This is a genomic window from Streptomyces pacificus (assembly GCF_011766325.1).
Lineage (GTDB): Bacteria > Actinomycetota > Actinomycetes > Streptomycetales > Streptomycetaceae > Streptomyces > Streptomyces pacificus.
Window position 1 is genome coordinate 640,716 of the sequence record NZ_BLLG01000001.1, and the last position, 22,407, is coordinate 663,122.

At 74.0% G+C, this 22,407-nt stretch carries 20 protein-coding genes; 8 read left to right on the top strand and 12 right to left on the bottom strand.

Going from position 1 to position 22,407, the window contains the following annotated elements; all coding sequences use genetic code 11:
* Positions 1-131 precede the first annotated feature (131 nt).
* The 3 genes from SCWH03_RS02835 to SCWH03_RS02845 form a co-directional block, all read right to left on the bottom strand.
* Positions 132-956, bottom strand: coding sequence for an SCO2322 family protein (locus SCWH03_RS02835; protein ID WP_173260284.1), 825 nt, complete (start codon positions 954-956; stop codon positions 132-134).
* Positions 953-2,224, bottom strand: a complete 1,272-nt coding sequence (locus tag SCWH03_RS02840; RefSeq protein ID WP_173261449.1) for an SCO2321 family membrane protein — start codon at positions 2,222-2,224, stop codon at positions 953-955. The genes SCWH03_RS02835 and SCWH03_RS02840 overlap by 4 nt, the downstream gene beginning before the upstream one ends.
* Before the next feature lie 486 nt (positions 2,225-2,710).
* Entirely contained in the window at positions 2,711-3,754 is a 1,044-nt protein-coding gene (locus SCWH03_RS02845; RefSeq protein ID WP_173261231.1) for a Strvi_7410 family MBL fold metallo-hydrolase, read from the bottom strand.
* Positions 3,755-4,016: 262 nt separating this feature from the next.
* Here SCWH03_RS02845 and SCWH03_RS02850 point away from each other — a divergent pair, with 262 nt between their 5' ends.
* Both SCWH03_RS02850 and SCWH03_RS02855 read left to right on the top strand, forming a co-directional pair.
* Positions 4,017-5,486, top strand: a complete 1,470-nt coding sequence (locus SCWH03_RS02850) for an aldehyde dehydrogenase (protein ID WP_173261233.1) — start codon at positions 4,017-4,019, stop codon at positions 5,484-5,486.
* Positions 5,479-5,721, top strand: coding sequence for a ferredoxin (locus SCWH03_RS02855; protein ID WP_173261235.1), 243 nt, complete (start codon positions 5,479-5,481; stop codon positions 5,719-5,721). The genes SCWH03_RS02850 and SCWH03_RS02855 overlap by 8 nt, the downstream gene beginning before the upstream one ends.
* A 75-nt stretch (positions 5,722-5,796) precedes the next feature.
* On the opposite strand, the gene SCWH03_RS02860 is transcribed toward SCWH03_RS02855, so the two are convergent.
* Positions 5,797-6,468 carry a TetR family transcriptional regulator gene (locus SCWH03_RS02860; protein ID WP_173261237.1) on the bottom strand — a complete coding sequence of 224 codons (672 nt, stop codon included), beginning with the start codon at positions 6,466-6,468 and terminating at the stop codon, positions 5,797-5,799.
* A gap of 274 nt (positions 6,469-6,742) precedes the next feature.
* Here SCWH03_RS02860 and SCWH03_RS02865 point away from each other — a divergent pair, with 274 nt between their 5' ends.
* The 3 genes from SCWH03_RS02865 (at position 6,743) to SCWH03_RS02875 (ending at position 10,003) form a co-directional block, all read left to right on the top strand.
* Positions 6,743-8,059: a glycosyltransferase family 4 protein gene (locus SCWH03_RS02865; protein WP_173261240.1), complete on the top strand. Its 1,317-nt coding sequence runs from the start codon at positions 6,743-6,745 to the stop codon at positions 8,057-8,059.
* 121 nt (positions 8,060-8,180) lie between these two features.
* Complete coding sequence (locus SCWH03_RS02870) at positions 8,181-8,912, top strand: class I SAM-dependent methyltransferase (protein ID WP_173261242.1); 732 nt, start codon at positions 8,181-8,183, stop codon at positions 8,910-8,912.
* The gene (locus SCWH03_RS02875; protein ID WP_173261244.1) at positions 8,909-10,003 is read left to right on the top strand and encodes a prenyltransferase/squalene oxidase repeat-containing protein; all 1,095 of its coding nucleotides are present in this window, start codon (positions 8,909-8,911) and stop codon (positions 10,001-10,003) included. The genes SCWH03_RS02870 and SCWH03_RS02875 overlap by 4 nt, the downstream gene beginning before the upstream one ends.
* Before the next feature lie 401 nt (positions 10,004-10,404).
* Here SCWH03_RS02875 and SCWH03_RS02880 read toward each other — a convergent pair whose 3' ends face one another.
* The 5 genes from SCWH03_RS02880 to SCWH03_RS02900 all read right to left on the bottom strand — a co-directional run bounded on the left by SCWH03_RS02880 (position 10,405) and on the right by SCWH03_RS02900 (position 14,822).
* Positions 10,405-11,424: an LLM class F420-dependent oxidoreductase gene (locus tag SCWH03_RS02880; RefSeq protein ID WP_173261451.1), complete on the bottom strand. Its 1,020-nt coding sequence runs from the start codon at positions 11,422-11,424 to the stop codon at positions 10,405-10,407.
* A gap of 115 nt (positions 11,425-11,539) precedes the next feature.
* Positions 11,540-12,316, bottom strand: coding sequence for a DUF5336 domain-containing protein (locus tag SCWH03_RS02885; RefSeq protein WP_254076511.1), 777 nt, complete (start codon positions 12,314-12,316; stop codon positions 11,540-11,542).
* Between the two features lie 163 nt (positions 12,317-12,479).
* Entirely contained in the window at positions 12,480-13,526 is a 1,047-nt protein-coding gene (locus tag SCWH03_RS02890) for an N-acetylmuramoyl-L-alanine amidase (RefSeq protein ID WP_173261246.1), read from the bottom strand.
* 256 nt (positions 13,527-13,782) lie between these two features.
* A complete protein-coding gene (locus tag SCWH03_RS02895; RefSeq protein WP_173261248.1) occupies positions 13,783-14,460 on the bottom strand; it encodes a class I SAM-dependent methyltransferase in 678 nt (225 codons plus the stop codon).
* A 167-nt stretch (positions 14,461-14,627) separates the two neighbouring features.
* The gene (locus SCWH03_RS02900) at positions 14,628-14,822 is read right to left on the bottom strand and encodes a hypothetical protein (protein ID WP_173261250.1); all 195 of its coding nucleotides are present in this window, start codon (positions 14,820-14,822) and stop codon (positions 14,628-14,630) included.
* 265 nt (positions 14,823-15,087) lie between these two features.
* Between SCWH03_RS02900 and SCWH03_RS02905 the strand changes: the two genes are divergently transcribed.
* Entirely contained in the window at positions 15,088-15,369 is a 282-nt protein-coding gene (locus SCWH03_RS02905; protein ID WP_093659431.1) for a hypothetical protein, read from the top strand.
* Between the two features lie 279 nt (positions 15,370-15,648).
* Here the strand turns inward: SCWH03_RS02905 and SCWH03_RS02910 are convergent, their stop codons facing one another.
* The 3 genes from SCWH03_RS02910 to SCWH03_RS02920 all read right to left on the bottom strand — a co-directional run bounded on the left by SCWH03_RS02910 (position 15,649) and on the right by SCWH03_RS02920 (position 18,988).
* Positions 15,649-16,827: a Cmx/CmrA family chloramphenicol efflux MFS transporter gene (locus SCWH03_RS02910; protein ID WP_173261252.1), complete on the bottom strand. Its 1,179-nt coding sequence runs from the start codon at positions 16,825-16,827 to the stop codon at positions 15,649-15,651.
* 599 nt (positions 16,828-17,426) lie between these two features.
* Positions 17,427-18,152, bottom strand: coding sequence for a response regulator (locus SCWH03_RS02915; RefSeq protein WP_173261254.1), 726 nt, complete (start codon positions 18,150-18,152; stop codon positions 17,427-17,429).
* Positions 18,149-18,988, bottom strand: coding sequence for a sensor histidine kinase (locus tag SCWH03_RS02920; RefSeq protein WP_216854707.1), 840 nt, complete (start codon positions 18,986-18,988; stop codon positions 18,149-18,151). Before SCWH03_RS02920 ends, SCWH03_RS02915 begins: the two co-directional genes overlap by 4 nt.
* A gap of 137 nt (positions 18,989-19,125) precedes the next feature.
* On the opposite strand from SCWH03_RS02920, the gene SCWH03_RS02925 reads away from it, so the two are divergent.
* On the top strand, positions 19,126-19,836 hold the full coding sequence (locus tag SCWH03_RS02925) for an ABC transporter ATP-binding protein (RefSeq protein ID WP_173261256.1): 711 nt from the start codon (positions 19,126-19,128) through the stop codon (positions 19,834-19,836).
* Positions 19,833-22,142, top strand: a complete 2,310-nt coding sequence (locus SCWH03_RS02930; RefSeq protein ID WP_173261258.1) for an FtsX-like permease family protein — start codon at positions 19,833-19,835, stop codon at positions 22,140-22,142. The genes SCWH03_RS02925 and SCWH03_RS02930 overlap by 4 nt, the downstream gene beginning before the upstream one ends.
* The last annotated feature ends 265 nt before the right edge of the window (positions 22,143-22,407 follow it).

Sequence of the window (22,407 nt, forward strand, 5' to 3'; positions counted from 1 at the left end):
GAGCAGCCGGCCGGGGCGCCGCTCCCCGTGCGGCCGTGCGGATCCGCCGGCCGGCGCGGGCACGTCTGCCGGTGCGGGCACGTCTGCCTGCGGTGCGGGCTCGCCGGCCGGGGCGGACACGGGCCGACGGCTCATCCGCGGCGGCGGGACTGCCAGAAGGCCGCTCCGCCCAGCGCGAGAACGGCCGCGATTCCTGCGAAGACCCCCAGCGCGGGGCCCTCTTCAGTACCCTCGGCCGCCGAGGACCCCTCACCCGAGGACCCCTCACCCGCGGCGCCTTCACCCGCGGCGCCTTCTCCGGCGGTACCCGCCCCGGCCCTGCCGTCCCCGGCGGCACCCGTCCCGTCGGTACGGTCACCGCCGGTACCTGCCCCGGACCCTCCCCGAGGCCCCTGCCCGTCCGACGGCGAGGACGCGCCCGGCTCCGCGGCTTCCCGGTCCTCGGCCGACAGCTGTTCGCCGCAGCCCGTCCTCGGGTAGCCGGAGATCGCGCACAGCAGGGCGTCCGAGTTGTAGCGGAGCGGCGCCGCCACCGCAGCCAGCGCCTCCGCGCTGGTCGCGTCCGCCGGGAGCGTGGCGCACCCGGTGGCCTGCGCCGGCGGGGGCTTCTCCCCGGCCGGGGCGTCCGCTTCGGTGCCGAAGTCGATCACGACGGCGACCCGTTTGGTGCCGGGTCTCGCGGGCGTGTCCGCGCACAGTTCCGGAAAGGACGGGGTGCCGCGCGGCTTCGACGCGTCCTGTGAGTCGGCGCTGACGGAGAACCGGTATCCGTCCACCGTGCCGTCGGCGGGCCGCGCCGTCGCCGGCCCCTGGGTGGCGTAGGCCCAGCCGCTCCCGCCGAACTGCCAGAACGACCAGTAGCGGTAACCGGCGGCCTGCGCCTGCCCCGTCATGCCCGGCGCCACGAGGACGGCACCGAGCACGAGGAGCAGCACGGCCGGTCGCCTGCGTGTCACGGCTGCTTGTGCTTCCTGCGGCCGCTGAGCAGGATGCCGATACCGGCCCCGGCGGCGACGCCCGCTCCGACCATCCACCAGATCCCGGCGCTGTCGCCGCCCTTGCCCTCCTCGCCCGCGTCGCCCTTCGTCTTGGGGGCCGGCGCGGCGGTGGTGGAGACCGGCTCGGGACCGGTGGCGTTCAGCTGCCGTACCAGGTCGGCGCCGCCGAAGTCCCTCGGATCGTCCCCGTGGGCGTGCGCGGCGAGGATCAGCTGCGCGTACGCGGCGGGACCGGCCTGCTGCGCCCACGCGGCGGAGTTCTCCGCCAGCCACCGGGCCGACCGGTCCGCCTTGTCGCCGTGCCCGGCGGCGGAGAGCGCGACGACCGCGTCCGCGGTGTTGCCGAAGTCCGGCTGCGGGGCCGGGTCGTCGGCGCCCGGCATCGGCGGCGAGTCCAGATGGCCGGTCTTCGCCAGTGTCTCGGCCAGGTACGCGGCGCCGTTGCGGGCCGACTGCTCTGCGGTGGACTTCGCCGGCGTCTGGCAGGTGGCGGGCGATCCGTCCGGCTCGGTACCGGAGACGACCATGCCGCGGCCCAGCCCGGCGAGCACGGCGGCGGCGGTGGCGTCGCCGTTCGCGAGCAGCTTGCCGGCCTCGTCGGGCTGGTACGCGAACGCGCCGCCGCCCGACGCGTCCGAGCACGGCAGCGCGAACGTGACGAGCGCGTCGAACGGGCTCTTGCCGCTGTCCGGCCTCACCTCGCCTGGCCGCGCCCCGGCGGCGGCGAAGGCGCCGATCACGACGGAGGTGGAGTTCGCGTCAGACGGTGTGCCGGGGTTGTAGCTCCAGCCGCCGTCCTCGTTCTGCACGGACTCCAGCCATCCGAGGCCCTTGTCCACGGCGTCCCGGTGGCCGCCGAGGGCGTGCAGGGCCTGCACGGCGGCGGCGGTGGCGTTGGTGTCCAGCACCGTCTTCGCGTCGCACGGTTCGGAGACGTCGGCCCGGTAGGACGCGAAGCCGCCGTTCTGGCACTGCTGGCCGGTGAGCCAGCCGACGGCCCGCTCGGCGGGCACGGTCTCGACGGCGTCCTGGGCGAGCAGGGCCAGTGACTGCCGCCAGACACCGTCGTAGGCGGGGTCCTTCGTGCCGTACAGCCCGGCCGGGAGCGCCGCCGAGGGGGAGGGCGTGGGGGAGGGCGTGGGGGCGGCCGTCGCCGCCGGGACAGCGGCCACGCAGAGCACGGCGGAAGCGGCGGTGAGCGCGGCTGCACTGCGGCGTACGGGCATGGCGGGCTGGGCCTCTCCTGCGGGGAGCCGGGCACGGGCACCCTGAGGCACCGGGCTCCGGCTCCGTATTCCTCGACGGTGCCTGCCAGCGGGCGGTCCCGATGGCGCGAGCCGGTCACCGCCGGCACGGGGCGTTCCGACTCACCGCCCACGGAGGGCGGCTCACGGTTGCGGGTCAGTGCCGGAATCGCGCCGGCTTACCCCCGTACGGGTGTGATGACGACTCGCACACTGTACCGGCCCGTCACTCCCGCCGACCGGGGCGGGCGCCCTGGCGCCGACCGGGGGCCGGAGCCGCCGGGGGATGCGCCCGCGCCCCGGGCCGCTCCGGGGCTCCGGGCCCGCGCCCCGGGCCGCTCCGGGGCTCCGGGCCCGCGCCCCGGGCCGGAGGTGCCCTCGCCTGCGTGGCTCGGCCGGCCTCGGCCCTCCACCCGCTCTCAGGGTGCGGGTCCGTGGCCCGAGAAGGGCCCCAGGGGCATGCGCACGTCAGCCCGCCGCCGCGATGTACGCCACCGGGTCGCTGCCCGCCACCGGCTCCGCGCGGCCCCGTTTCACCAGGTGGCGCAGATGGGCCTCCGCCTCCGAGACGGCGATGGTGCGGGAGCCGTACGGGATGTCGTCCCACGGCCGGTTCCACTCCATGCGCTCGGCCAGCTGCCACGGGGTGAGCGGTGCGGCGAGGAGGGCCAGCAGCCCGGTCAGCCGCTCCTCGTGGTGGGCGAGGAGTTCCCGGACCCGGGCCGGGGCGTCGGTGAAGGGGTGCTGGTGGGCCGGGAGGACCTCGGCGGCGCCCAGTCGCCCGACGCGTTCCAGGGAGTCGAGGTAGTCGCCGAGGGGGTCGGTGACCGTGGCGTCGTCGGGATCCTCGTACAGGCCGATGTGCGGGCTGATGCCGGGCAGCAGATGGTCGCCGGAGAAGAGCCGGCCGCGGCCGGGGAGGTTCGCCGGATGCTCCTCCTCCAGGTGCAGGCACACATGGCCGGGTGTGTGGCCGGGGGTCCAGAGCGCACGCAGTCGCCGTCCGGCCAGGTCCAGGAGTTCGCCGGGGGCGATCTCGCGGTCGGGCAGGGCCGCCCGCATCCCGGGCGGCGTCCGCGTCCCGCCACTCTCGCGGGCGGCGTGCAGCGGGGCCAGGTGCTCCTCCGGTGCGCCGGCGGCGGCCAGCTTCCCGGTCAGGTAGTCCAGCCAGGCCCCGGGCCGGGTGTAGCTGGTGCGGCGGACGACGGCGATGTCCGCCGCGTGCATCGCGATCCACGCCCCGGACTCCTCCCGGACCCTGCCGGAGAGCCCGTGGTGGTCGGGGTGATGGTGCGTGACGACGACGCCGTGGACGTCGGCCACCGCGAGGCCCAGCTCGGCGAGGCCGTCCGAGAGGGCCGCCCAGGACGCCGGGTCGTCCCACCCGGTGTCGACGAGGACGGGGCCGCGGCCGGTGTCGAGGACATGGACCAGGGTGTGGCCCAGGGGGTTGTCCGGAATGGGTACCTGAAGGGACCAGACACCGCCGCCGTGCTCCGTCACCCGCGTCATCGGTTCTCCGTCCTTCTGACCGGGGCCCGTGAGGAGAACCCGTTTCCATGGTCGCCCAAGGCGACTTCTTTGCAAAGGGCCGGCCGGGCGCGGGCTCCTCCCCTCGGGGGTGCTGCGGGGCGCGGTCCCGTCCGAAGCGTCCTCGCCGGGGAGCCCCGGCCGTGGACTCCTCCGGGAATAGCTGTTATCAGTTCAGTCAGCAGGCCGTATCTGATAACCCGTCAGGTGGTGGCGGGGAGCCGGGGCGCGGGAGGCAGTCGTCATGACCGGACTTGTCGAGCACGGAAAGCTCTTCATCGGCGGGGAGTTGGTCGATCCCCGCGGCACCGGCACCATCGAGGTGGTCTCGCCGCATACCGAGCAGGTCATCGGGCGTGTCCCCCATGCCTCGCGGGCCGATGCGGACCGGGCGGTCGCGGCGGCCCGCGCCGCGTTCGACCACGGTCCCTGGCCGCGCTGCCCGCTCGGGGAGCGCGTCGAGACCGTCGGGAGGATCAAGGACGCGATCGCCGCACGACACGAGGAGATCGCGCGATCGATCAGCGCGCAGAACGGATCGCCGTACTCCTGGAGCGTGCTGGCCCAGGCGCTCGGCGCCGTGATGGTCTGGGAGGCGGCCCTCGCCGTCGCCCGCGGCTTCCCCTACGAGGAGCGGCGCAGCGGACTCCTCGGTCCGCTGCTCGTCCGGCGTGAACCGGTGGGCGTGGTCGCGGCCGTTGCGCCCTGGAACGTCCCGCAGTTCGTCGCGGCCGCCAAGCTCGCGCCCGCTTTGCTCGCGGGCTGCTGCGTGGTCCTCAAGCCCTCGCCGGAGACCCCGCTGGACGCCTACATTCTGGCCGACATCACCCGCGAGGCCGGACTGCCGGAGGGCGTGCTGTCGATCCTGCCCGCCGACCGCGAGGTCGGCGAGTACCTCGTCGGGCATCCCGACGTCGACAAGGTCTCGTTCACCGGGTCGGTAGCGGCGGGCAGGCGCGTGATGGAGGCCGCCGCCCGCAACCTCACCCGCGTCACGCTGGAACTCGGCGGCAAGTCCGCCGCCGTGGTCCTGCCCGACGCCGATGCGGAGGCGGCCGTCGAGGGCATCGTCCCGGCGGCGTGGATGAACAACGGCCAGGCGTGCGTGGCCCAGACCCGCATCCTCGTCCCGCGCGCCCGCTACAGCGAGTTCGCCGACGCCTTCGCCGCGGCGGCCGGGGCCCTGGTGACCGGCGACCCGATGGATCCGGCGACCCGGGTCGGGCCGCTCGTCGCGCGCCGCCAGCAGCAGAAGTCGCTGGACTACATCGCGATCGGCCGGGCGGAGGGCGCCGAGGTCCTCGCCGGCGGCGGCCGCCCGGCCGGCCTGGACCGCGGCTGGTACGTCGAGCCGACCCTCTTCGGCGGCGTCGACAACGCCATGCGGATCGCCCGCGAGGAGATCTTCGGCCCCGTCGTCTGCCTGCTGCCCTACGGCGGCGAGGACGAGGCCGCGGCGATCGCGAACGACTCCGAGTACGGGCTGAGCGGCAGCGTGTGGACGGCCGACGTGGCACACGGCGTCGACTTCGCGAGGCGGATCAGGACCGGTACGTACAGCGTCAACACCTTCAGCATCGACATGCTTGGACCGTTCGGCGGATACAAGAACTCCGGGCTGGGGCGGGAGTTCGGTCCCGAGGGATACGGTGAGTACTTCGAGTGCAAAACGGTGCATGTGCCGTCGGGATACGGGAGCGAGACTGATGGGTGACCGCTGGCAGGTCGAGGTCGACCGGGGTGTGTGCGTCGGATCGGGGATGTGCGTCAGCAGCGCGCCGGACGGCTTCGTGCTGGACGCGGCCCGCCAGTCGCACCCCACCGAGCCGGAGACGGACGCGAACGACGACGTCCTCGCGGCGGCGGAGGGCTGCCCGGTCGAGGCCATCTCGATCCGGCGGCCCGGGGGCGGTGCCGCCGTGTTCCCGCCCGAGGAGCCCGGAGCGTAGGCGCGGCGGCCGGACCGTGCCCCCCGGTGGGTTCCCCGGCCTGCCCGGCCCGGCGGCGCTCCGCCGTCGCGGGCGTCAGCCCGGCCGCCGGCCCCGCCCCGGGCCCTCGGGGGCGAGTGCCCGGTCCGTGGGTTCGAGCCCCGGGTCCGTGAGGTCGATCAGCCGGCAGACCGTCTCGATGTCGATCCGCACCTGGGCGATGGAAGCCCGGCCGGACAGCCAGGTGATCAGGGCCGAGTGCCAGGTGTGCTCGATGACCCGGACGGCCGAGAGCTGCTCGGGCGTCGGGTCCGCCAGGCCCGTCGCGTCCAGGATGATCGCCGTGGTCTGCCGCGAGACCGTGTCCACCTCGGCGCTGACACTGCGGTCGGCGAAGGTCAGCGCCCGCACCATGGCGTCGGCCAGATGAGGCTCGCGCTGCAGCGCGCGGAACGCCCGCATCAGGGTCTCGGCCACCCGCTGCGCCGCGCAGTCCGCCGCCGGCGGGCGCTTGCGCAGGGTGGTGTGCAGATGCTCGAGCTGGTCCTGCATCGTGGCCACGAGCAGGTGCACCTTGGAGGGGAAGTAGCGGTACAGCGTGCCGAGGGCGACCCCCGCGGCCTCGGCGACCTCGCGCATCTGCACGGCGTCGAAGCCGCCCCTGCAGGCCAGCCGGGCGGTGGCGTGCAGGATGCGCCGGCGCCTGGCCTCCTGGCGCTCCGTCAGGGGCAGGGCCGCCGGTGCCGCCGGCCTGGTGTCCGCGCTCATCTCTTCCGTCCCCGTCCCGTCCCCGGTCCAGGGGCCCTTCCCGGCCCGCTGTCCGGATCCGTGCTGCGTTCCCGTTGCGGGAGCTGCGGAGGGCCCAGCATGGCAGGGCTCCGTGCCGTGGCGCGAATCACCTGTTCCAGGCCTTCCGACAGCGCTACCTGCCGGTAGATTCGATGGTCTCTGAGCGATCAAGGACGATCGAGTGTGGAACTTGTTCTAGATTAGCGCGAGCGGCTACGCTCCGGCGAAAAGTGGAGTGAGAAGGGGGCCGTAGGTGACCGCTGAGGCCATAGCGGCCGGGCCCCGTGGGGGTGCGTCCGGCGCCGGGGACCGACCGCTGCGCATCGCGCTCCTCACCTACAAGGGCAACCCCTTCTGCGGCGGCCAGGGCGTCTATGTGCGCCATCTGTCGCGCGAACTCGCCCGCCTCGGCCACCGCGTCGAGGTGATCGGCGCCCAGCCCTTCCCCGTGCTCGACGAAGGCGTGCCGCTCACCGAACTGCCCAGCCTCGATCTCTACCGGCAGCCCGACCCCTTCCGCACCCCCCGGCGCGGCGAGTACCGCGACTGGATCGACGGGCTCGAGGTCGCCACGATGTGGACGGGAGGCTTCCCCGAGCCGCTGACCTTCTCGCTGCGCGCACGGCGCCATCTGCTGGCGCGCCGGGGCGACTTCGACGTCGTCCACGACAACCAGACCCTCGGCTACGGACTCCTCGGCGACCTCGGTGCCCCGCTGGTCACCACCATCCACCACCCCATCACCGTCGACCGCCGACTCGACCTGGACGCGGCGCAGCACTGGCGGCGGCGGCTGTCGGTGCGCCGCTGGTACGGCTTCACCCGGATGCAGAAGCGGGTCGCGCGCCGGCTGCCGTCCGTCCTCACCGTCTCCGGCTCCTCCGAGCAGGAGATCGTCGAACACCTCGGCGTGCGGCCCGAGCGGCTGCGGGTCGTGCACATCGGCGCCGACACCGGGCTCTTCTCGCCGGACCCGTCGGTGGCCGAGGTGCCCGGCCGGATCGTGACGACCTCCAGCGCCGATGTGCCGCTCAAGGGCCTGGTGTTCCTCGTGGAGGCACTCGCCAAGCTCCGCTCCGAGCGGCCGGACGCCCACCTGGTCGTCGTCGGCAAACGCGCCGAGGACGGGCCCGTGGCCCGGATGATCGAGCGGTACGGGCTCGCCGGCGCCGTCCGGTTCGTCAAGGGCATCTCCGACCGGGAACTGGTCGACCTCGTGCGCGGCGCCCAGGTGGCCTGTGTGCCGTCGCTGTACGAGGGCTTCTCGCTGCCGGCCGCCGAGGCGATGGCCACCGGCACACCGCTGGTCGCCACCACCGGCGGCGCCATCCCCGAGGTCACGGGGAGCGACGGGGAGACCTGCCTCGCCGTGCCGCCCGGCGACGCCCACGCCCTCGCCGCGGCGCTCGGCCGGCTCCTCGCGGACGAAGGACTCCGCCGCCGCATCGGCACCGCCGGACGGGACCGCGTGCTGTCCCGCTTCACCTGGACCCGCGCGGCCCAGGGCACGGCGGAGCTCTACCGGGAGGCCATCGCGGCGCGCCCGGCCCCGGCAGGGGGTGCCCGATGAGCACCCGGCGTCCCGCTCCGCGGGCGAGGACCCGCTCCGCGGGTGCGGACGGCGGGTCCGCATCCTCCGCAAGGCGCGCCCCCGGCGGGGGCGCCGTGACCCACCCGGAAGGGCAGACCTCGTGCTGACCGTCGACTTCTCCCGCTTTCCGCTCGCCCCGGGCGACCGCGTGCTCGACCTCGGCTGCGGCGCCGGGCGCCACGCGTTCGAGTGCTACCGGCGCGGAGCCCGGGTCGTGGCCCTCGACCGGAACGCCGAGGAGATCCGCGAGGTCGCCACGTGGTTCGCGGCGATGAAGGAGGCCGGCGAGGCGCCCGAGGGCGCGAGCGCCACCGCGATGGAGGGCGACGCGCTCAACCTGCCCTTCCCCGGCGAGTCGTTCGACGTCGTCATCATCTCCGAGGTGATGGAGCACATCCCGGACGACAAGGGCGTCCTCGCCGAGATGGTCCGGGTACTCAGGCCCGGCGGCCGGATCGCGGTCACCGTGCCCCGCTACGGCCCCGAGAAGGTCTGCTGGGCGCTGTCCGACGAGTACCACGAGGTCGAGGGCGGCCACATCCGCATCTACCGGGCCGACGAACTCCTCGGCAGGATCCGCGAGGCCGGCCTCAGGCCGTACGGCAGCCACCACGCCCACGCGCTCCACTCGCCGTACTGGTGGCTGAAGTGCGCGTTCGGCGTCGGCAACGACAAGGCGCTGCCGGTGCGCGCCTACCACAAGCTCCTGGTCTGGGACATCATGAAGAGGCCCCTGCTCACCAGGGTCGCCGAGCAGGCACTGAACCCGCTCGTCGGCAAGAGCTTCGTGGTGTACGCGACCAAGCCGCACCTGCCGGAGGCCGGCGCGTGACCGTGCCCTGGCGCCGCCGGGGGCGCACCGAGCACCTGGTCCTGCCCGGCGTCCTCACCGCCGAGCAGGCCGCCGAGACCGTCGCGGGCATCCTCGCCGTCCAGCGCGAGGACGGGGCGATCCCCTGGTTCCGCGGGCACCACCTGGACCCCTGGGACCACACCGAGGCCGCCATGGCGCTGGACGCGGCGGGCGAGCACGACGCCGCGGCCCGCGCCTACGAGTGGCTGGCCCGCCATCAGAACGAGGACGGCTCCTGGTACGCCGCCTACCACGACGGCGACGCCGGCCGGCCCACCGACCGGGGACGCGAGACCAACTTCTGCGCCTACCCCGCCGTCGGTGTCTGGCACCACTACCTGGCCACCGGCGACGACGTGTTCCTGGACCGGATGTGGCCGTCCGTCCACGCGGCGATCGGGTTCGTCCTCCGCCTCCAGCTGCCCGGCGGCCAGATCGGCTGGAAGCGCGAGGCACCGGAGGACGGCGGCGCGGCGGTCGACGACGCCCTGCTGACCGGGAGTTCGTCCGTCTACCACGCGCTGCGCTGCGCCCTCGCCATCGCCGAGGAGCGCGAGGAGCCGCAGCCCGACTGGGAGCTGGCGGCCGGGGCCCTCGGGCACGCCGTCCGCCGCCATCCGGAGCGCTTCCTCGACAAGTCGCGCTACTCGATGGACTGGTACTACCCGGTCCTCGGCGGCGCCGTCACCGGCGACGAGGCCAAGGCCAGGATCGATGCGCGCTGGGACGCGTTCGTGGTCCCCGGACTCGGGGTGCGGTGCGTGCTGCCCAACCCGTGGGTGACCGGTGGCGAGAGCTGTGAACTCGCCCTGGCGCTCTGGGCGATGGGGGAGTCGGACCGGGCGCTGGAGATCCTGCAGTCCATCGGCCACCTGCGTGCCGAGGGCGGGATGTACTGGACCGGGTACGTCTACGAGGGCGAACGCGCCATGTGGCCGGAGGAGCTGACCACCTGGACGGCGGGTTCGCTGCTGCTCGCGGTCGCCGCCCTGGGGGGCGACGAGGCGACCACCGCGGTGTTCGGCGGGGAGCGGCTGCCGCGCGGCCTCGAACCGGAGTGCTGCCGGTAGGCCCGGAGTGCTGCCGGTGGGCCGGAGTGCCGCCGGTAGGCCGGAGTGCCGCCGGTAGGCCCGGAGTGCCGCGTGGCCTCGAACCGGAGTGCTGCCGGTAGGCCCGGAGCGCTGCCGGTGGGCCCGGAGCGCTGCCGGTGGGCCCGGAGCGCTGCCGGTGGGCCGGAGTGCCGCCGGTAGGCCCGGAGTGCCGCGCGGCCTCGAACCGCAGTGCCGGCGGTGGTCCGCGACCGCGACTGCGGCGGTGGGCTCGCAGCGTCGCCGGCGGGTCCGCACGGCCGCCGCGGGGACGGCTTGCTCCGCCGGGACCGCCCGTTCCCCGAGCAGCCCGCCCCTCGAGCGGGCCGCTCAGGCGATGCGCCGCCCCGGACCACCACCCGCCCCCGTCAGCCGCTCGCAGGTCACGGCCCCTGGCCGTTCAGCTCGGCCAGGACCCGCAGTGTGCGGAGGTCCGGAGCCGTCACCAGCAGATCGGTGACCGGGCCCGCGCGCCACGACTCCAGCCGCTCGGCGATCCGCTCCCGCGGCCCGACGAGCGAGATCTCGTCGGCGAAGGCGTCCGGGACGGCGAGCACCGCCTCCTGTCTGCGGCCCTCGGCGAACAGCCGCTGGATGCGCCGGGCCTCGGGCTCGTAGCCCATGCGCGCCATCAGATCGGCGTGGAAGTTGCGGGCGGCGTGCCCCATGCCGCCGATGTAGAAGCCCAGCATCGCCTTGACCGGAAGCAGCCCCTCGGCGACGTCGTCGCAGACACAGGCGCGGGCCATCGGCGCGATCATGAAGCCGGCCGGCAGATCGGTGAGTGACGCCTCGTACACACCGGTCCGCAGCGGGGACCAGTACAGCGGCAGCCAGCCGTCCGCGATCCGGGTCGTCTGGGCGATGTTCTTCGGTCCCTCCGCCCCCAGCAGCACCGGCAGCCCGGCCCGCAGCGGATGTGTGATCGGTCTGAGCGCCTTCCCCAGACCGGTGCCGTCCTGCCCGGTGTACGGGAGGGTGTGGAAGCGCCCGGCGAGTTCCACCCGGCCCTCGCGCCGCAGGACCTGGCGGACGATGTCCACGTACTCCCGGGTCGCCGTCAGCGGGCTCCGGGGGAACGGCCGCCCGTACCAGCCCTCGACGACCTGCGGCCCCGACAGCCCGAGTCCCAGGAGCATCCGCCCGCCCGAGAGGTGGTCGAGCGTGAGCGCGTGCATCGCCGTGGCGGTGGGGGTCCTGGCCGCCATCTGCGCGACCGCCGTGCCCAGCCTGATCCGCTTCGTCCGCGCGGCGATCCAGGTGAGCGGTGTGAAGGCGTCCGAGCCCCAGGCCTCGGCCGTCCACACGGAGTCGTAACCGAGCCGTTCCGCCTCCACGGCGAGGCCGGCGTGCGCGGGGTCGGGGCCGCGCCCCCAGTAGCCGAGTGCGAGTCCGAGCCGCATACCCCAGCCCCTCTCCGGCATCGTGCTGACGATGTGTCAGCCGACGTTCCGCGGGCGACTGTACGGCAGCGGCCCCCCGCCCGGAAGGGCGAAGGGCTGCGCGGTGCGGACGGGGTCAGCCGCGCTGGATGCCGGTGGTGTCCTGCAGCACACCGCGCCGGCCGTCCTGGGTCTGCGCCACCAGGGCGGGACCGCGCTGGTCGACCGCGAGATACCAGGTGCCGGGCGCGAGCTCCGCGATCGGCGCCGGGGAGCCGTCCTCCGGGTACAGCGGCCGGGCCACCGGCACCGCGAACCAGAACGGCGAGAACTCCTGCGCCGGGCCGCCGCCCTGCGGGCTCTGCCCGCCCCCGAACGGCTGCTGCCGCCCGTGCGGGCCCTGCTGGCCGTAGTGCTGCTGCTGGGCGCCGGGGTAACCGTAACCTCCCTGCTGCTGGGCGCCGTAGGGCTGCGCGGCCTGCGGCCTGGGCGCACCGATCAGGGGGGCCTTGAGCGCGGGGACGAGCGGGGCGGCGACGGCGCCTGCGGCCAGCAGCAGAGCGCCGAGCAGGCCGAGGACCGCCCCGGCACCGGCGCTGCCTGCGATGCCGACGACCGTCCACAGGATCGTCCAGAGAGCGAAGAGGCTCAACGCCGCGCCGAACTGCGCCACGTCCATGCCCACGACCTTGCGCCCCGGCATGGCGCGGCCGGCGACGACCAGTCCGGCGGCGATGATCCCGCCGAGGTAGACGGACATCACCGTGCCCAGCGAGTCCCAGGCGTTCGGCACCGTGCAGTCGGTGCCGCTCGGGCAGTCGGCGCTGAGGAAGTCGAGGAACGAGGCGATGAACAGCACCACCGCTGCTCCGATCACCACGCCATCGCCTCGAGTGAGGGAGCGGATGTTCACGTGTAGTCCTTAGTCGGTTGCGTCTCGTCGTGGCGGTCGTCGACGCCGCCGGTCGGCGGTGCACGGCGCGGTAGCTCGGGGGTGGCCCCATCGTACGGGTGCCCGTGCGGACCGGTGTGCGACCCCCGTCGCCGGCGGGACACGAATCTACCGCCTGCCCGGTCTACCCCAGGAGGTAGCCGCTGATGCCTTCGGAGATCCCCCGGGCCGCGTCCTGGCGCCATCGTGAACTCTTCAGGAGGGCCGCGTCCTTCGCGTCCCGCATGTTCCCGCACTCGACGAACACCTTGGGAACGGTCGACAGGTTCAGCCCGCCGAGGTCGCCGCGCTCGTGCAACCCGGTCCCGCCGCCCGCGTAGCCGGCGGGTGCGCTGCCCGTGGCCCGCGCCAGCGTCCCGGCGATGTGCTCGGCGAGTTCACGGGACGGGCCGACGATGCCCGCGGTGTCGGCGGCGCCGCGCCGGACCGGCGCGGGGTGGATCACATGGAAACCGCGGTTGCCGCTGCCCGAGCCGTCGGCGTGGATCGAGACCGCGGCGTCGGCGGCCGCCCTGTTGCCGATGCGTGCCCGCTCGTCCACACAGGGGCCGAACGGCCGGTCGCCGTCCTGGGTGAGGAGCACGGTCGCGCCCTGCTTCTCCAACAGGGCGCGGAGACGGAGTGAGACATCGAGGCTGAACGCCGCCTCGGTGTAGCCGTCGTCGGTGGCGGTGCCCGTGGTGTCGCACTCCTTGTGGTTCGTGCCGATGTCCACCAGCCGGTTGATCTCGTGGGTGTGGCGGAAGTTGCCGGGGTTGTGGCCGGGGTCGATCACCACGACCCTCCCCGCGAGCGGACCGAGCGGACCGAGCGGACCCTTGCCGGGGCCGGTCCGCTCGGTGTCCCGGGGCGGCGCCGGGGCGTGCGGGTCCGCGGGCCCCCGGTCCCCACCCGGCGCGGTGGCGGGACCGGAGGGAGCGGCGGACGGGCCGGCGGGTGGGTCGGCCGGGAACCGGGCTGCGGAGGCGGCGGCGCCGGTCGCCTCCGTTCCGGCGGGCGCGGGAGCGGCGCCGGGGCCGCCCGAACCGCCGCAGCCGGCGAGCGACGCCACCGCCGCCGCCACCGTCAGTGCAGCGGTCGCGACGACGGCTCCGCCGCGGGTCCGGGGCCGCGGCGCGCGACGGTGGGGCCGGTGCTGCGGGCAGGGCGAAGGGTTCGGCTCGTACGGCACGTCGCGATGCTAGTGCCGCCTCGGGCAGCGTGTGCCGCGTGGCGCCGCCCGGCACGGGGCCGCGCGGCACGGCGCCGCGCGGCACGGCGCCGCGCTACGTCGCCGAACCGACTGAGTAGACCCACGACGAGGGAGATCCGGCGCCTTGCGGTCCACCGCACCGGACGCCGCGTCGCGCGGCTGCCGACGGGTAAACCCTTCCTGACCCGGCACTCATGCCGGCGACGCGACGGGGCGGGCGCTGCCCGATCCGGTACTACGGGCCGACCGGCCGGGCGGTGCCCCGGACTGCGCCGCCGGTGCGCCGCAGCACCCGCAGGGAGCCGGTGGCCGGCACCTCCGCGAAGGCGCCGGACTCCAGCGCCCTGAGGTAGATCCGGTACGGCGCCTGACCGGTCCACTCGTCCACCGGGTCCGGGAAGACGTCGTGGATGGCCAGCAGGCCGCCCTCGGCCACGTGCGGGGCCCAGCCCTCGTAGTCGTTCGCGGCGTGCTCGTCGGTGTGCCCGCCGTCGATGAAGACCAGGCCCAGCGGGCCGCCCCACACCTTCGCCACCTGCGGTGACCGACCCACCACGGCGATCACGTGGTCCTCGAGCCCGGCCGCGTGCAGGGTGCGGCGGAAGGCGGGGAGGGTGTCCATCCGTCCGACCTCGGGATCCACCAGCTCCGGGTCGTGGTACTCCCAGCCCGGCTGCTGCTCTTCGCTGCCCCGGTGGTGGTCCACCGTGACCGCCACGGTTCCGGCCTCGCGGGCGGCGTCCGCGAGCAGGAGCGTGGACCGCCCGCAGTACGTCCCGACCTCCAGCAGCGGCAGCCCGAGCCCTCCGGCCTCCACGGCGGCGGCGTACAGCGCGAGGCCCTCCGCGAGGGGCATGAAGCCCTTGGCGGCCTCGAAGGCGGCGAGGGTCTCCGGCTTGGGGGCGGCGGACATGCGTTCCTCCGGCGGGCTGGGGGCGGGGAGCTGGGGCTGAGCTGAGCCGGGAGCTGCGGGCCTGGGCTGGGTGGGGCTGGGCCGGACGAAGGCCTCGGGCTTCGTCGTGCTGCGTGCTGCGGTCTGTGGGTTCTGGGCTGTGGTCCGGGGCCTGTCGGCCAGCGGGGCTACCGGGCGGTCATATGGTAGGCGTGGGTGCCGGGCGAGGTGTTCCCCGGGGCCGGATCGCAGCCCGCGTAGCCGCGCACGCCGATGAATCGTCCGGCCTTGGCGGGCACCGCACCGCCATCGCGGCCGCCGCCCGCTTCGTGGAGACCGCCTGCGGTGCTCTCGGGCTCGTCCCGGCCCGGGTGTGCCCGCATGTGGGCCCCCGAGGGCTGCGCGGCACTCCTGGCAGGCCCGAGCGGGCGTCCCGAGGGCTCAGCGGCGTCCTGGCGCGGGGCCCGGCCGCTCCCTGCGCGCGGCCGGCCCGTTTCCGTGTCGTACGGCCCGGTCTTTCCCCCGGCCCGCTCTCCGCGCGCGGCCGTCCGGCGCCGACGGGTGCTTGGGCCGAATAGGGGACACGATGGACACACGCTCGAGAGCTGCCCGGCGAGTGCCCGGGACGACGACTGCTGCGGAGGCGCCATGGACACCTGGGCGACGTGGACCACTCAGGGGATCATCGCCGGCACCGGCGGGGTCATGACCACGGAGGGCGGTCCGATCACGGGTGACGTGACCGTCCACACCACCTGGATCGACGGCCTGGCACAGGTGACCGTCCAGCACACCGGTGCGACCGACTGGTACGCCGTGCAGGGCAGCCCCGTGCCCGCCGACGACGAGGACGCGGGGCGGGCGGTGCACCAGGCGGCGGTGGAGGCGGTCAAGGAGGGTGGTGGGAGGGCGTTCTCGTTCCCCGTCTGAGCCTGAATCCGAGGCACACGGGTCCGAGGCACACGGGTGCGGGCGGCTTGTTCCGGTTCCGGCGGACGCGTGCAGCGGGGCACGCCAGACGTCACCAGCGGTCCCGGCGGTCCCGGCGGTCCTGCGGTCCCGGCCGGCCACGAAGGCTGTTGCGGGCGTTGCGTGCGTTGCTGGTGGCGCGGGGGACGGACGGGGACGTGGAGGCGAGGCGACGGCCGAGGCGGCGTTCGGGGAGCTTCCGTCGACCCTCGATCGATGTCCAGGGGATGTTCGCAGGTGTCACCGGACCATCGCGCTGCTCCGGCCGCCCGTGACCACGGTGCGGAAGGGCAACGCGATGAGCAGGGTGACGGCGGCCAGGAGCCCGCTTGCCCACAGCGGCCCGAGGTTCCCGACCGCCGTACCGAGGGTGGATGCGGCGATCAGCGGGCCGACGGCGGCGCCGACGTTGAGTGCGGCGGTCGCATACGACCCGGCCATGGTGGGGGCGCCCGCCGCCTCGTAGAGGACCCGCGTGATCAGAGTGCCGCCCAGCGCGAACGACAGGGCGCCCTGCACGAACACGAGGACGAACAGGGCGAGCGGCCGGTCGGCCAGCGCCGCCAGGGACGTCCAGCCGATGAGCAGCAGCGGGCCGCCGCCCGCGAGGACCAGTCCGGGACGCCGGTCGGACAGCCGGCCGGCGGCGGTGACCCCGGCGAAGGAGCCGGCTCCGAAGAGCACCAGAGCGACGGAGACCCACCACTCGCCCATCCCGGCGGTGTCGGTGACGACGGGAGCGAGGAAGGTGAAGCTCCCGAACGTGGCCGCGTTCACCAGCGCGCCGAGCAGCATCACCAGAAGCAGTGGCGGCCTCGTGAGCCGGGCGAGTTCCGCCCGCAGGGCGGGCCCGCCGGACGCCTCATCCTTCACGCGTCCCGCCGGGATCGCCTTCAGGACACCGAGAGCCGCGGGCAGGCAGAGAACCGCGACGGCCCAGAAGGCGGCCCGCCAGCCGAGTGCCGTGCCCAGTGCCGACCCACCGGGGACACCGGCGATCGTGGCCACCGTCGTGCCCGACAGCAGCACGGCCAGGGCACGTCCCCTCCGGTCGGCCGGGACCAGTGCGGCGGCAGCCGTCAGAGCGACGGCGAGGAACCCCGCGTTGGCGAGCGCGGCGGCGATCCGGGTAGCGAACAGGACCGGGAAGCTGGTGGTGAGGGCGCCCACGGCATGAGCTGCCGCGAAAGCGACGAGGAAACCGAGAAGGCCGGAGCGCCTGGGCCAGTTGCGGGCGAGCGCGGCGACGAGGGGTGCGCCGACGACCATGCCGACCGCGAAGGCCGAGGTCAGTGAGCCCGCCGTGCCGACCGTGACGTCGAGATCCGAGGCGATGCCGGGCAGCAGACCGGCGAGCATGAACTCCGAGGTGCCCATGGCGAAAACCGCCATGGCGAGCAGATACAGCGGGAGAGGCATCGAAATCGCTCCGAGGTGAGGAGAGGCGTGAGAAGTCGTCTCGTCACCGCGGTCGGCCCCGGAGGCACACGCGCGCGCGGCCGCAGGATGCGGCGCTGCGGCAAGGCTGCGAACTCAGCGGTTCAGGGGGCTGACGGCGTGACCGAAAGCCCCCACCCTGTCCGACTCGGGACTCTGCATGGCCCGCACCGTACCCGAGCGACGCCCGGGCGGGCACGCCGGTTTCCGCCGGTACCGGCCTGCGCAGCCAGGCCCTCGAGCCGCCGATCCGGGGCATACCCGCCATGTGTTCCCGCCGCGGACCCCGCTGGCGCCGACCGGCCCCGGCCCGGTGGTCCTCGCTCGGGCACCAGGGAACAAGTAACCCGCCGGAAGGTTCCGGAGGCTGTTTCCCGGGGCCCGGCATGGGCGAAGAGGCACGACGATGAGGACCGGCGCGGACTCACCGCGCTGTTCCGGTCGCACACCAACTCTGTACGGCACCTTCCGGCTCGACCTGGACAAGCGGCTCGACCTCGGACCGCCGGTCAGCGTGCCGCGTCCACGCTCCGCCGAAGCCACCGCCGCCCGCGCGCTTCCCCCGGGGCACCGCGCGACGCTCAATCGCGCCCGAACGGCTTGGCGGTGTCAGCGCTCTCGCCCGGTGAGACGAGTCCTGTCTCGTAGGCGACGACGACGGCCTGGGCCCGGTCGCGCAGGGTCAGCTTGGCGAAAATCCGGGCCACGTGGGTCTTCACTGTCGCCTCACTGAGCGTCAGTCCCCGTGCCAGTTCGGAATTGGAAAGACCCCGCCCCATGAGCGTCAACACCTCGCGTTCGCGTGGCGTCAGCGCGGCCAGGTCCCGGTGGACGGCCGGCGTTGCGAGACGCGAACCGGTTCTTGGGGCGCCGGGGGCGAAGCGCTCCACCAGGCGGCGGGTGATCGAGGGTGCGAGCAGGGCGTCACCGGTGCCGACCAGGCGTACGGCGGCGGCCAGATGCGCGGGGGTGACGTCCTTGAGCAGGAATCCGCTGGCTCCGGCGGCGAGGGCGGCGTAGACGTAGTGGTCGAGGTCGAAGGTGGTCAGCATGATCACCCGGCAGCCCGGGGTCTGCGCGAGGATGCGGCGGGCGGCTTCCAGGCCGTCCATGGCGGGCATCCGGATGTCCATCAGGACGACGTCGGGCCGCAGCCTCCGCACGGCGGCCACGGCCTCGGCTCCGTCGCCGGCCTCGCCCACCACGTCGATGCCGCGGGCGGTCAGGATCAGGCGGAAGCCGGTGCGGACCAGCTCCTGGTCGTCGGCGATCACGACGCGAGGGGCGGATCCGGTGTGCGTCGTCATGGCCGGTCCAGCGGGATCCGGGCGCGCACGCGATAGCCGCCGCCGAGGCGGCGGCGGGTGTCCAGGTCGCCGCCGTAGACGGCGACCCGCTCCCGCAGGCCGAGCAGCCCGCGTCCCGTTCCCTCCGCCTGGCCGTGGACCGGCTCTCTCCGCGCGGGACGGCTGCCCGACAGGACGCTCGGTCCGCTGTTCAGCACCTCGACTCGCAGGTAGTGGTCCGCGTATCGCACCGTCACCTCGGCTTTCGCCCCGTCCCCGTGCTTGAGGGCATTGGTCAGGGCCTCCTGGATGATCCGGTAGGCGGTGACATCGATCCCGGTCGGCAGCGGACGCGGCTCACCCGAGATGCGCATCTCCACGGGCAGGCCGGCAAAGGCGAACCGGTCGATCAGCGGGCTGAGCCGGCCCAAGCCCGGTTGCGGTGACAGATCCACACCGTAGGACCGGTCGTCGCCGTCCTGCGCGGGCGCGAGCAGGCCGAGCAGGTGCCGCAGCTCGGTCATCGTGTTCCGCCCGGCGGTCTCGACGGCGCTCATCGCCGCCGCGGCCTCCTCGGGCATGGTGGCAAGCACCTCGCGGGCGGCCCCGGCCTGAACCACCATGAGGCTCACGTTGTGGCTCACGATGTCGTGGAGCTCGGTGGCGATCCTGGCCCGCTCGGCGCCGACCGCGGTCCGCGCCGCGCTCTCGCGCTCCCGCTCCAGCAGCCAGCCACGCTCCTCGATGGCTGCCTGATACGACCTCCGCGCCCGGACCACCGCCACGCACAGACACCCGGCGGTGCCAACTGCCGCCGCCAGGGCGATGACCAGCCACAATGTCCCAGATCCCCGCACGGAATCATCTTCGCAGCTGCACGACGCGCCCACATCAGCCTCCGGACGCAGCTCCGTACATCCCCGGGATGACCTGCCCGGACGGATACATCCGGGGTGTGACGCCCTGTCCGTTCGCTCCGTCCTAGGTTCGAGCCATGACAACTGATCACGGCAGTGCCCGGCACGTGGTGGTGCGGCTGGACGGCGTGCACAAGGAGTACGGCGACGCGAAGGCCTTGGACGGCCTGTCGCTGGAGATCAGGGCGGGGGACGCGGTCGCCGTGATGGGCCCCTCCGGCTGCGGCAAGTCCACCTTGCTCAACATGGTGGCCGGCCTGGACCGGCCGACCTCGGGCACCGTCGAGGTGCACGGCCATGACCTCGGGAAACTGAACGAGACCGGCTTGGCGCTGTTCCGGCGGCGGAACGTCGGCATGATCTTCCAGTTCTTCAACCTCATCGACGATCTGCCTGTCCTGGACAATGTGGCGCTGGCCGCGCAGCTGACCGGCACCCCGGCCCGGCAGGCACGCCGCCGTGCCCTGGAGATCCTGGACGAACTCGGTGTCGCCGGGCGCCGGAACAACTATCCGGCGACGCTGAGCGGTGGCGAGCGCCAACGCGTCGCCGTCGCGCGGGCGTTGATGAACCGCCCGGCCCTGCTGCTTGCCGACGAGCCGACCGGCGCCCTCGACAGCCGGTCGGGCGAGCAGGTGATGGATCTGCTGATCGACCTCAACCAGATCGGCCAGACCCTGTTGATCGTCACCCACGACCCGCAGCTGGCCACCCGCTGCGCCAGTCGGCTGATCGAAGTCGCCGACGGCCGGATCGCCCGCGAGAGCACACTGGAGGCGACCGCGTGAGCGCCGTATGGAGAGCCTCGCGGGCGGCCGTGAAGCGCCGCCGGCTCCAGACCTTCGTCATCGGGCTCGTCGTGCTCTGCTCCACCACGACCGTTCTGCTCGCTCTGGCACTGCTGAGCGCCGCCTCGGGCCCCTTCGACAAGGCCTACTCCGAACAGCGCGGTGCCCATACGGTGGCGACCTTCGACACCGCGAAGGTCTCGCAGGAGCAGTTGGCACGGACTGCCCGGCAGCCCGGGGTGGAGGCCGCGGCCGGACCGTTCGAGCAGACAGTCGTCGACATCCCCAAGGACTGGCTCTGGATGGCGGGCGGCACCCTCACCGTGGTGGGCCGCGCCGATCCGGCGGGCCCCGTGGACCGGATCGAACTCCTTGAGGGCCGCTGGGCCACCGCACCCGGCGAGATCGTCGTCAACTGGTCCGGTCGGGGCTCCCCCGGCACCGCACTCCTCAACACCCAGCTGGAGACCCCCGGCGGAGCGACGCTGACCGTCGTCGGATTCGCCGCCAGCATGAGCAAGTCGGCGAGCGCCTGGGTCTCGCCCGAGCAGATGGCCGCACTGCACCCGGCCTCCGCCCAGATGCTGTACCGCTTCACGGACTCCTCGACGGAGGCCCAGCTGAGCGCCTCGCTGGCACGGGCCACCACGGGACTGCCCAAGGATTCGCTGACCGGCGCACAGACCTACCTCACCTCCAAGCAGGCCTTCTCCGCGCTGGCCGACTCCTACCTCCCGTTCATGACGCTCTTCGGCATCCTCGGCGTGCTCGTCTCCATCCTGATCGTCGGCAACGTGGTCAGCGGGGCGGTCGTCTCCGGGTACCGGCACATCGGGGTGCTCAAGGCCCTGGGCTTCACCCCCAACCAGGTCGTCGCCGTCTACCTGGCAATGCTTTCCGTGCCGGCGGTGGTGGGCAGCGTGCTGGGCACGCTGGCAGGCAACGCGCTGGCCGGGCCGATCCTGAAGGCCGCGTTCGCCGGCATCGACGTGGGCCGGGCCTCGGTCGGCGGCATCAGCCCGCGGGTGTCCGCGGCCTGCCTCTTGGGCATGCCTGTCCTCGTCCTGCTGGCCGCGCTGGTCCCCGCCCTGCGCGCCCACCGGCTGCCCGCCGCACGGGCGATCAGCGCGGGCAGCGCGCCGCGAACCGGGCGCGGGCTGCGCGTCCAGCGGATGCTCGGTGCCACCCGGCTGCCGCGCCCGGTCAGTCTGGGCCTCGGCCAGCCGTTCGCCCGCCCCAGCCGCACCCTGCTGACCCTGGCGGCCATCGTCCTCGGGGTCACCACGGTGGCCCTGTCGACCGGACTGACCAGCACCATGGTGGCGTACGGCAGTGTCGGGCGGGAGGACGGAGGCGCCAGGATCCACGTGACGACCGGGGGGTCGGGCAACGACCGGACCCCGCCCCGGCTCGAGGACCTGCAGATCGAGAAAGGGCTGCGGTCCCTGCCGGGTGCGGAGGGGGTACGGGCCCGCGCGCTGTCCCAGGTGAACATGACCGGGCAGACCCAGCCCGTCTTCGCCGACTTCTACCGCGGCGACGATTCCTTGTACGAGCACACCATCGTCAAGGGCCGGGCGCCGGCCGCGGCGGGCGAGATCGTGGCCGGTCCGGCGTTCCTGACCCAGCGTGGGCTGAAGCTCGGTGACCGGGTCACGCTGGAGCTGAACGGCAGGAAAACCACCGCGACCGTCGTGGGCCAGCTCATCGAGGCCAACGCCCGGGCCCTGGAGGCCACCGGGGAGACCCTCGCCCAACTCGCACCGGACGCCCACGCCACCGAGTACACGGTGCGGCTCGCCCCAGGCGCCGACGCGCGCGCCTACGCCGAGGCGGTCACGGCGCTCGACCCGGGCCTGCACGCATCGGTGCTGGACTCCGGCAACGCCGGCACCGCCATCGTCGTCACCTTCTCGACGGTGTTCACCGTGCTGCTGACGCTCGTCGCGTCGCTCGGTGTCTTCAACACCGTTCTGCTGAACACCCGTGAGCGGCGCCGGGACCTGGGCATGCTCAAGTCGATCGGGATGACCCCCCGGCAGGTGGTGGCGATGACGGTGACCTCGGTCGCCGGGCTGGGCGCGGTCGGCGGGCTGCTCGGCATCCCGCTCGGGATCGTGGCGCACCGCCTCGTCGTCAGCCATGTCGGTGTGGTCGACTTCCCCGAGTACATGAAGGACGTGTGGCACGCGCCGCAGCTGGCCGCGATGCTCCTGGCGGGTGTGGCGATCGCAGTGCTCGGCGCCCTGGTCCCGGCCCGGTCGGCGGCCCGGATGACCATCGCCTCGGTGCTGCACACCGAGTAGACCACCCGTCAGCACCGGCCTCTGGATCGCAGTCAGCGCAGAAAGCGCCCCGGTCGTGCGTGCGGTCTGCCAGTGACGAGTCGAGCCGCGCGGCCCGCTGCGCCCAGAACCGGGCGATCAGCGCGTTGCCTTCGATCCGACTGGCCGATCTCCGTGAGGTCTGTTGGTCGGACTTCCGGCGCCTGATGGAACGTCGGGGTGATGCCGCGGTGAGTACCGGATCCACTGCGGCGGAGTTCCTGCGGTGCCGCCGTCTATGTGATCA